Genomic DNA, 7,547 nt, shown 5'->3' on the forward strand with positions numbered 1-7,547 from the left:
AAAGGAGCGGCACCCCTCGCGGGGTGCCGCTCCTTTGTTATGCCGCCCCGGTCTCTATCGGGCCGACTGCGCGCACTCGGTAGGTTTAGGGTTCGAACTTGTAGCCCAGGCCGCGGACGGTGATCAGGTGCCGCGGCGCAGAAGGGTCCGGCTCGATCTTGCTGCGCAGCCGCTTGACGTGCACGTCGAGGGTCTTGGTGTCGCCGACGTAGTCCGATCCCCAGACCCGGTCGATCAGCTGCCCGCGGGTCAGGACGCGGCCGGAATTGCGCAGCAGCATCTCCAGAAGTTCGAACTCCTTCAGCGGCAGCGAGACCTGCTCGCCCTGGACGCTGACCACGTGCCGTTCGACGTCCATCCGGACCGGGCCCGCCTGGACGGTGCTGGAAACCAGTTCTTCCGGTTCGCCGTGCCGACGCAGCACGGCCCGGACGCGGGCGACGAGCTCGCGGGAGGAATAGGGCTTGGTGACGTAGTCGTCGGCACCAAGTTCCAGGCCCACCACCTTGTCGATCTCGGCGTCCTTGGCGGTCAGCATGATGACCGGGACGGAGGAGCGCTGCCGCAGCTGCCGGCAGACCTCAGTGCCGGACTGCCCGGGCAGCTGCAGGTCCAGGAGGACCAGGTCGGCGCCGTTGCGGTCGAACTCGGTGATTGCATCGAGGCCGTTGTCCACGACCTCCACCTCGAACCCTTCCTTCCCCAGGAGGAAGGACAGCGGGTCGCTGAAGGACTCCTCGTCCTCGACAATAAGAATCCGGCTCAAGCGCTAGCTCCTTGTTCATGGACGCCGGCGGCGTCGCGTCGATCGGGTCGTTCGCTGTGGGGTGCCCGGCGCGGATCGCCCGCGGGGGCGTCCTGGCCTTCCATCTCCGGCAGCCGGAGGGTGAAGGTGGAACCCTGGCCCGGCCGGGACCAGAGCGTGACCTCGCCGCCGTGGTTGGCCATGACGTGCTTGACGATGCTCAGGCCCAGCCCGGTGCCCCCGGTGTGGCGGGAACGCGCGGAGTCCACCCGGTAGAAGCGCTCAAACACGCGCTCCTGGTCCTCCGGGCTCAGGCCCTCGCCCTGGTCCGTCACGGAGACGGACACCAGGCCGTCGCGGGAGCGGACTCCGACGCCGACGCGGGTGTTCTCCGGCGAGTAGCGGATGGCGTTGTCGATCAGGTTGCGGAGGGCCGTGACGAGGAGGTCCTGGTCGCCGTAGACCATCGCATCTGTCCGACCGCCGACCACGATGTCGATGTTCTTGCTCTCGGCCGGCAGCTGGGAGCGGTCCACGGCCTCGGCGACGACGGTGTTGATGTCCACCGGATGTGCGGCCTGGGCGACGTTGGCGCCCTGCAGGCGGGAGAGTTCGATGATGTCCTGCACCAGGGCGGCAAGACGGGTGGACTCCTTGTGCATCCGCTTGGCGAAGCGGCGGACCGCTTCCTCGTCATCCGGGGAAGCCTCCAGCGCCTCGGCCAGCAGCGAAATGGCCCCGACGGGGGTCTTCAGCTCGTGCGATACGTTGGCGACGAAGTCGTTGCGGATCTCCTCGGTGCGGGTGATCTCGGTGCGGTCATCGGCCAGGAGCAGGATGTATTCCTCACCGAGCATGGCTGCGCGGACCTGGACGATCAGGGTCCCCTGGCCGAGCGGGCCGCGGGGCAGTTCGAGCTGCTTCTCGAGGATAACGCCGTCGCGGCGGACCTTGGCGGTCAGCTCGAGCAGCTGCTGGTGGACCACGGTGTGGCCGCGGACCAGGCCGTAGGCATAGGCGGCGGGACTGGCCCGGACGACGCCGTCGATCGCGTCCACCACCACGAACGCCCGGCCCAGGACGGCCAGGACCTCGGCGGCGCCCTCGGGCAGGGAGGGTTCGTCGGTCTCGACGTCGCTGATCCGGCGCTGCTGTTCGCTGAGGCGGAACGCGAGCACGCCGAAGACGCCGAGCGCCAGGCCGATGAGGCCGGCGATCACACCGATGAGCATTGGATCCACGGCTCCAGCTTATGCGGTGCGCGGGCGGCTCAATCGAAAACGTGTGCGGTTCCGGGGCTGGTTCAGCTAACGTTCATCTAGTGGGGCGCAACAGTTCACCGACGAGTGGCAGGGTGGCAGGTTGAACGCCGCTACGGCGAAACCAGACGTTGCCGGCCCAGCGGCCGTCCGCGACGTCGACGAGGAAAGGACGCCCCGTGCGTAAGGTTTTTCAGGAAGAGCTCGCCCAGGTCGGTGAACAGCTCGTAGAGATTTCCAAGCTGGTCAGCGAGGCCTTCGAGAAGGCCACCACCGCTTTCGAGGGCGCCGACGTCGACCTCGCCGAGGATGTCATCGCCGCCGATGCCCGCATCGACTTCCTGCAGAACAGCCTCGACGAACGCGCCATCGACATCCTGGCCCTCCAGGGCCCGGTAGCCAGCGACCTGCGCATGATCGTCGGCTCGCTGCGGATGAGCGCATCGCTGGAGCGCATGGGAGACCTGGCCCGGCACATCGCCCAGCTGGCCCGGCTCCGCTACCCGGCCAACGTCATTCCCGCCCAGCTGCAGGACACGTTCCGGGAGTTCGCCAAGGCGGACCTGGAGATCGCGGAGAAGCTGACCATCCTGCTGGAGACCCGCGACCTTGAGGTGGCCCGGGACATCCTGAAGGCCAACACCACCGTCAACGACCTGCACCTGTCCGTGTTCAAGGCGATCGCCCGCAGCGACTGGGCCGAGTCCGCCGCCACCACCGTGGACGTGGCCCTGGCCAGCCGCTATTTCGAGCGCTTCGCCGACCACGGCGTGTCCGTGGCACAGAAGGTGACCTACCTGGTCACCGGCGCCTGGCACCCGAACAGCATCGAGCACAGCTAGTACCGGCAGTACCGCCAGTACCGCTGGAGAAACACACGACGGCGGCCGGCCCCCGTGGGGGTGGACGGCCGCCGTCGACGTTTCCGGGGAACTTCCGGGGCTACTTCTTGCCCTGGTTCGCCACGGCCTTGATGGACTCGGCCGCGGCCTCCGGGTCGAGGTAGGTTCCGCCCGGGTTCAGTGGCTTGAAGTCCTCGTCGAGGTCGTAGACCAGCGGGATGCCGGTGGGGATGTTCAGGCCGGCGATGTCCTCGTCGCTGATCCCGTCCAGGTGCTTGACCAGGGCGCGCAGGGAGTTGCCGTGGGCGGTGACCAGCACGGTCTTTCCGGCCTTCAGGTCTTCCTTGATGTCCGATTCCCAGTACGGCAGGAGGCGGACCAGGACGTCCTTGAGGCATTCGGTGCGGGGCATCTCGTCGCCGAGGTCCTTGTACCGCGGGTCGCCCACCTGGGAGAACTCGGAGTCATCGGCCAGGGGCGGCGGCGGGGTGTCGTAGGACCGGCGCCAGGTCATGAACTGCTCCTCGCCGTACTCGGCCAGGGTCTGGGCCTTGTCCTTGCCCTGCAGCGCACCGTAGTGGCGCTCGTTCAGGCGCCAGTCGCGCTTGACGTCGATCCAGCCGCGGTCCGCCTTGTCGAGGGCCAGGTTGGCGGTGTTGATGGCCCGCTTCAGGCGCGAGGTGTAGAGGATGTCCGGGAGGACGTTGTTCTCCACGAGCAACTCGCCGCCGCGCACCGCCTCGGCACGTCCCTGGTCATTCAGGTCCACGTCCACCCAGCCGGTGAACAGATTCTTGGCGTTCCATTCGCTGTGCCCGTGGCGCAGCAGGATCAGCTTGTAAGTCATGGTTGTCATCCTAGCCGAGGCCCCGGCGGAGGCGCCGTCCGTTACACCGGGGCTTCTGCACCCGGGCCTACTGCGCCCGACCCCGGGCCGGAGGCTAGGGTTAAGCCGTGGTGCAGAAGGCTGAGCGGGTGGCGTCCCCCGGAACCCGGGGCGGAACACGCGCCGGGCGGCCGGTGGGCAACGTGACCCGCGGCACCACCAACCCGAACCGGATGCGCCGGGTGGACCGGTGGCTGGCCGGGCCGCAGGCGTGGCGGCTGCGCACCGCGGCCGACCCCCTGGTGGTGGACCTCGGCTACGGCGCCTCCCCCGCCACCGCCGTCGAACTTTTCCAGCGGCTCTCCGCCGTCCGCCCGGATGTCCGCCTGGTAGGCATCGAGATCGAACCGGAGCGGGTCCGCCAGGCGAAGGCGCTGGAACGGCCCGGTCTGAGCTTCCAACTGGGCGGCTTCGAGCTGCCGGTGCCCGGCCGGCCCGTGCTGGTGCGGGCCTTCAACGTGCTCCGCCAGTATGAGGAGGCCGACGTCCCGGCGATCTGGCGGTTGGTCCAGGACCGGCTGGCTCCCGGCGGGCTCTTCGTCGACGGCACCTGCGACGAGATCGGGCGGAACGTCACCTGGGTGGCGCTCGACGCCGGGGGTCCGATCAGTCTGGGACTGTCCCTGCGCTTCGGCTCCGTGGAACTGCCCTCCGAGATTGCCGAACGTCTCCCGAAGGCCCTGATCCACCGCAACGTCCCCGGCGAGAAGGTGCACAACTTTCTGCAGGCACTGGACAAGGCCTGGGTGGAGGCGGCGCCGCTGGCTTCCTTCGGGCACCGGCAGCGCTGGATGGCAGCGTGCCGTGCGCTGCGGGAGGCTGGCTGGCCCGTGCTGGACAGGCCGTCCCGCTGGCGGCTGGGGGAACTGTCCGTGGCCTGGGCCGCGGTAGCCCCCGACGGATTACCGGCCGCGGAGGGCGGCCGCCGGGGTCACCAGGGGCCGTAAGGGCCCATGTTGCGGCTGCCGCCGCGGCCGGCGTCGCGGACGGCCGGACGAACGTCCGCGAGGTAAACGGAGGCCGCCGTGACGGCCGCGAGGCCGAACAGACCCAGCGGGCCAAAGAAGCCACCGCCGCCGCCCAGCAGGGACAGCAGGCCGATGGCCAGGGCGCCGCCGGTGAGGGCGAGCCAGAAGGTCTTGGTGCGCTTGGACATGGCCTCGAACGCGTTGGGCTTGTGCCGCAGGCAGTCGAAGAAGGCCCACACCTCGAGCCCCAGGGCCACCAGGGCGAGGAGGAAGTAGATTCCCCTGTCGGCAAAGTCAATCAGCAAGCGTCCGTCCATGTCCCCAGCCTAACCGTCCAACGTGGCGAGGGCCTGCTCCAAATCGGCCCACAGGTCCTCGACATTTTCGATCCCGACGCTGAGGCGCACCAGATTCTCCGGCACGCTGAGCGGCTCGGCGGTGTGCCGGCGCCGTCGTTCGATCAGGGATTCCACTCCGCCAAGGGAGGTGGCGGGCAACCAGAGCCGCAGGCCGGTGATCATCCGGTCCGCCGCGTCCGCGCCGCTCAGCCCGGCCGCGGGAGCCATTTCGATGCAGAGGATCGAGCCGAAGCCCGTCATCTGTTCCTTGGCCCGCCTGTGGCCGGGGTCCGTGGGAAGTCCCGGGTACCGGATGCTGCCCACCCGGGGATGACGGGCCAGACGCCCCGCGAGGATGGCGGCGGACGCCTGCGACCGTTCGATCCGCAGCGCCAGGGTGCGCAGCCCCCGCAGCGCCAGCCAGGCCTCGAACGGCCCGGCGATCCCGCCGTGGATGGTGCGGTGGTGCAGCAGGCGGGCGTGCAACGCCTCATCCGAGGTCACAAGGGCGCCGAGGACGACGTCGGAATGCCCGGCGAGGTACTTGGTCACCGAGTGCAGCACGACGTCGGAGCCCAGCGACAGCGGCTGCTGCACCAGCGGGGTGGAGAAGGTGTTGTCCGTGATGACGATGGCCCCGGCGTCGTGGGCGGCGGCGGTGAGGGCGCGGATGTCCGCGACGCCGAGCATCGGATTGGTGGGGCTCTCCAGCCAGAGCACACTGGCCGGTTTGCCCTGCGCGGGCGCCAGCTGGGCCAGGACGGCGTCGGTGTCCGCGATGTCCACGGTCCGCAGTTCCAGCACCCCGGCCTCGGCCAGTTCGGTGGCCATCACCAGGGATCCGGCGTAGCTGTGCGAGGGCATCACCAGCACACCCTGCGGCGGGACCAGGGAGAGCGCCGAACTGACGGCCGCAAGCCCGGAGGCGTACAGCAACCCGGGCAGCGAGGCTCCCTCCAGCTGCGCCAGGGCCTCCTCGAACGGGTCCCAGGTGGGGTTGGAGTACCGGCCGTAGCCGCGGTCGCCGGGGCCCAGCGGCCCGGTGCCGAAGTAGGTGGAGGACAGCACCAGCGGCGGGTTGACCGGGGCGTCGCGTTCGCGCGGCGGACGGCCCGCCGCGACCACGACGGTTTCGGCGGACAGCGCGGCGGCCTGATCTTCGGAGAGACTCATGCTGACAGGGTACGTGGGGCGGCGCGGGACCCGCAGGGCGTTACGGCGCACCAGCAGAGTGTCCGTGGTTGTCGGTACGCTAGAGCAGTGACTTCCCAGACTCCCGGCCCTGCCCGCGGGCCGTTCCCCGGCCTGTTGATCGCCTTCGAAGGCGGCGACGGCGCCGGCAAGTCCACGCAGGCGGCCGCGCTGGCCGCGGCGCTGGAGTCACGCGGCCTCACCGTCCTGCGCACCCGGGAGCCCGGGGGCACCCCGATCGGCGAGAAGCTGCGCTCCCTTGTGCTTGACCACGGTCACGGCGAGATCGACGGCCGGACCGAGGCGCTGATTTTCGCCGCCTCCCGCGCCGCCCACGCCGAGCAGGTCCTGCGGCCGGCCCTGGAACGCGGCGACGTGGTCCTGACCGACCGTTACATCGACTCCTCCGTCGCCTACCAGGGCGCCGGCCGGCATCTGGGCACGGACCGGGTGCGCGAGATCAACGAGTGGGCCACCGCCGGGCTCTGGCCGGACCTGACCGTCCTGCTCGACGTCGACCCCGCGGACGGGCGCCGCCGCCGCACCGCCGGGGATGAAGCCGAGGACCGGCTCGAATCCGAGGCGGACGACTTCCACGCCCGGATCCGCGGCGCCTTCCTCGAGCTCGCGGCGGCGCGGCCGGGCCAGTATCTAGTCCTGGACGCGCACCTGCCGGTCGAGGAGCTGTCGGCGAAAATCCTGGGCCGGGTGGACGCGCTGCTGTCGCTCCGGCAAGGCAGCTCGGCATGAGTGTCTGGGATGACCTGCAGGGCCAGCCCGCCGTCGTCGACCAGCTCCGGCAGGCCGCGGAGGGCGAGGGCCTGACCCACGCCTGGCTCTTCACGGGGCCGCCGGGATCCGGCCGCTCCAACGCCGCCAAGGCCTTCGCCGCGGCCCTGAACTGCGACCAGGACGACATCACCCGCCGCGGCTGCGGGCAGTGCCACGCCTGCCAGACCATCGTCGGCGAGACGCACTCGGACGTGACGTTCGTGCGCACCGAGAAGGTCACCATCACCATCGACGAGGCCCGCGAACTGGTGTCCACCGCCGGGAACCGGCCGTCCTCGGCACGGTGGCGGATCATCGTGGTGGAAGACGCGGACCGGATGGCGGAGCGGACCACCAACGTGCTGCTCAAGGCCATCGAGGAACCCACCCCGCGGACCATCTGGATGCTCTGCGCCCCCTCCCCCGCGGACGTGCTGGTGACCATCCGGTCCCGCTGCCGCCCCGTGGCCCTGCGGCTGCCGCCCGCGGCCGACGTCGCCGCCCTCCTGGTCAGCCGGGACGGGATCGCCCCCGACGTCGCCGAGCG

At 70.1% G+C, this 7,547-nt stretch carries 9 protein-coding genes; 4 read left to right on the plus strand and 5 right to left on the minus strand.

The features are described from left to right. Positions 1-85: 85 nt before the first annotated feature. Together AB0305_RS22000 and AB0305_RS22005 are read right to left on the minus strand one after the other, a co-directional pair. Positions 86-766, minus strand: a complete 681-nt coding sequence (locus AB0305_RS22000; protein WP_290258926.1) for a response regulator transcription factor — start codon at positions 764-766, stop codon at positions 86-88. Continuing rightward, a complete protein-coding gene (locus AB0305_RS22005; protein WP_364136701.1) occupies positions 763-1,977 on the minus strand; it encodes an ATP-binding protein in 1,215 nt (404 codons plus the stop codon). The genes AB0305_RS22000 and AB0305_RS22005 overlap by 4 nt, the downstream gene beginning before the upstream one ends. A 206-nt stretch (positions 1,978-2,183) precedes the next feature. On the opposite strand from AB0305_RS22005, the gene phoU reads away from it, so the two are divergent. Continuing rightward, positions 2,184-2,846 carry a phosphate signaling complex protein PhoU gene (phoU, locus tag AB0305_RS22010; RefSeq protein ID WP_364136642.1) on the plus strand — a complete coding sequence of 221 codons (663 nt, stop codon included), beginning with the start codon at positions 2,184-2,186 and terminating at the stop codon, positions 2,844-2,846. Positions 2,847-2,946: 100 nt separating this feature from the next. On the opposite strand, the gene AB0305_RS22015 is transcribed toward phoU, so the two are convergent. Beyond that, positions 2,947-3,693 carry a phosphoglyceromutase gene (locus AB0305_RS22015; protein ID WP_364136640.1) on the minus strand — a complete coding sequence of 249 codons (747 nt, stop codon included), beginning with the start codon at positions 3,691-3,693 and terminating at the stop codon, positions 2,947-2,949. A gap of 107 nt (positions 3,694-3,800) precedes the next feature. Here AB0305_RS22015 and AB0305_RS22020 point away from each other — a divergent pair, with 107 nt between their 5' ends. Continuing rightward, positions 3,801-4,679 (plus strand): class I SAM-dependent methyltransferase, encoded by an 879-nt coding sequence (locus tag AB0305_RS22020; protein ID WP_364136638.1) that lies wholly within the window; start codon positions 3,801-3,803, stop codon positions 4,677-4,679. Here the strand turns inward: AB0305_RS22020 and AB0305_RS22025 are convergent. Both AB0305_RS22025 and AB0305_RS22030 read right to left on the minus strand, forming a co-directional pair. After that, positions 4,664-5,017 (minus strand): DUF2516 family protein, encoded by a 354-nt coding sequence (locus AB0305_RS22025; RefSeq protein ID WP_290256501.1) that lies wholly within the window; start codon positions 5,015-5,017, stop codon positions 4,664-4,666. The genes AB0305_RS22020 and AB0305_RS22025 overlap by 16 nt on opposite strands. Positions 5,018-5,026: 9 nt before the next feature. Next, positions 5,027-6,211, minus strand: coding sequence for an aminotransferase class I/II-fold pyridoxal phosphate-dependent enzyme (locus tag AB0305_RS22030; protein WP_364136636.1), 1,185 nt, complete (start codon positions 6,209-6,211; stop codon positions 5,027-5,029). An 87-nt stretch (positions 6,212-6,298) separates the two neighbouring features. On the opposite strand from AB0305_RS22030, the gene tmk reads away from it, so the two are divergent. Continuing rightward, entirely contained in the window at positions 6,299-6,979 is a 681-nt protein-coding gene (gene tmk / locus AB0305_RS22035) for a dTMP kinase (RefSeq protein WP_364136634.1), read from the plus strand. Beyond that, positions 6,976-7,547: DNA polymerase III subunit delta' (locus AB0305_RS22040; RefSeq protein ID WP_366174032.1), on the plus strand; the 572-nt coding region annotated here is incomplete at its 3' end. The genes tmk and AB0305_RS22040, both read left to right, overlap by 4 nt.

The sequence above is a fragment of the Arthrobacter sp. NPDC080086 genome, from assembly GCF_040702285.1.

What these genes read in the sequence shown, in the direction of transcription:
- AB0305_RS22025 (WP_290256501.1), bottom strand. Translation starts at nt 5,017, where the DNA reads ATGGACGGACGCTTGCTGATTGACTTTGCCGACAGGGGAATCTACTTC.
- AB0305_RS22015 (WP_364136640.1), bottom strand. Translation starts at nt 3,693, where the DNA reads ATGACTTACAAGCTGATCCTGCTGCGCCACGGGCACAGCGAATGGAAC.
- AB0305_RS22030 (WP_364136636.1), bottom strand. Translation starts at nt 6,211, where the DNA reads ATGAGTCTCTCCGAAGATCAGGCCGCCGCGCTGTCCGCCGAAACCGTC.
- AB0305_RS22005 (WP_364136701.1), bottom strand. Translation starts at nt 1,977, where the DNA reads ATGCTCATCGGTGTGATCGCCGGCCTCATCGGCCTGGCGCTCGGCGTC.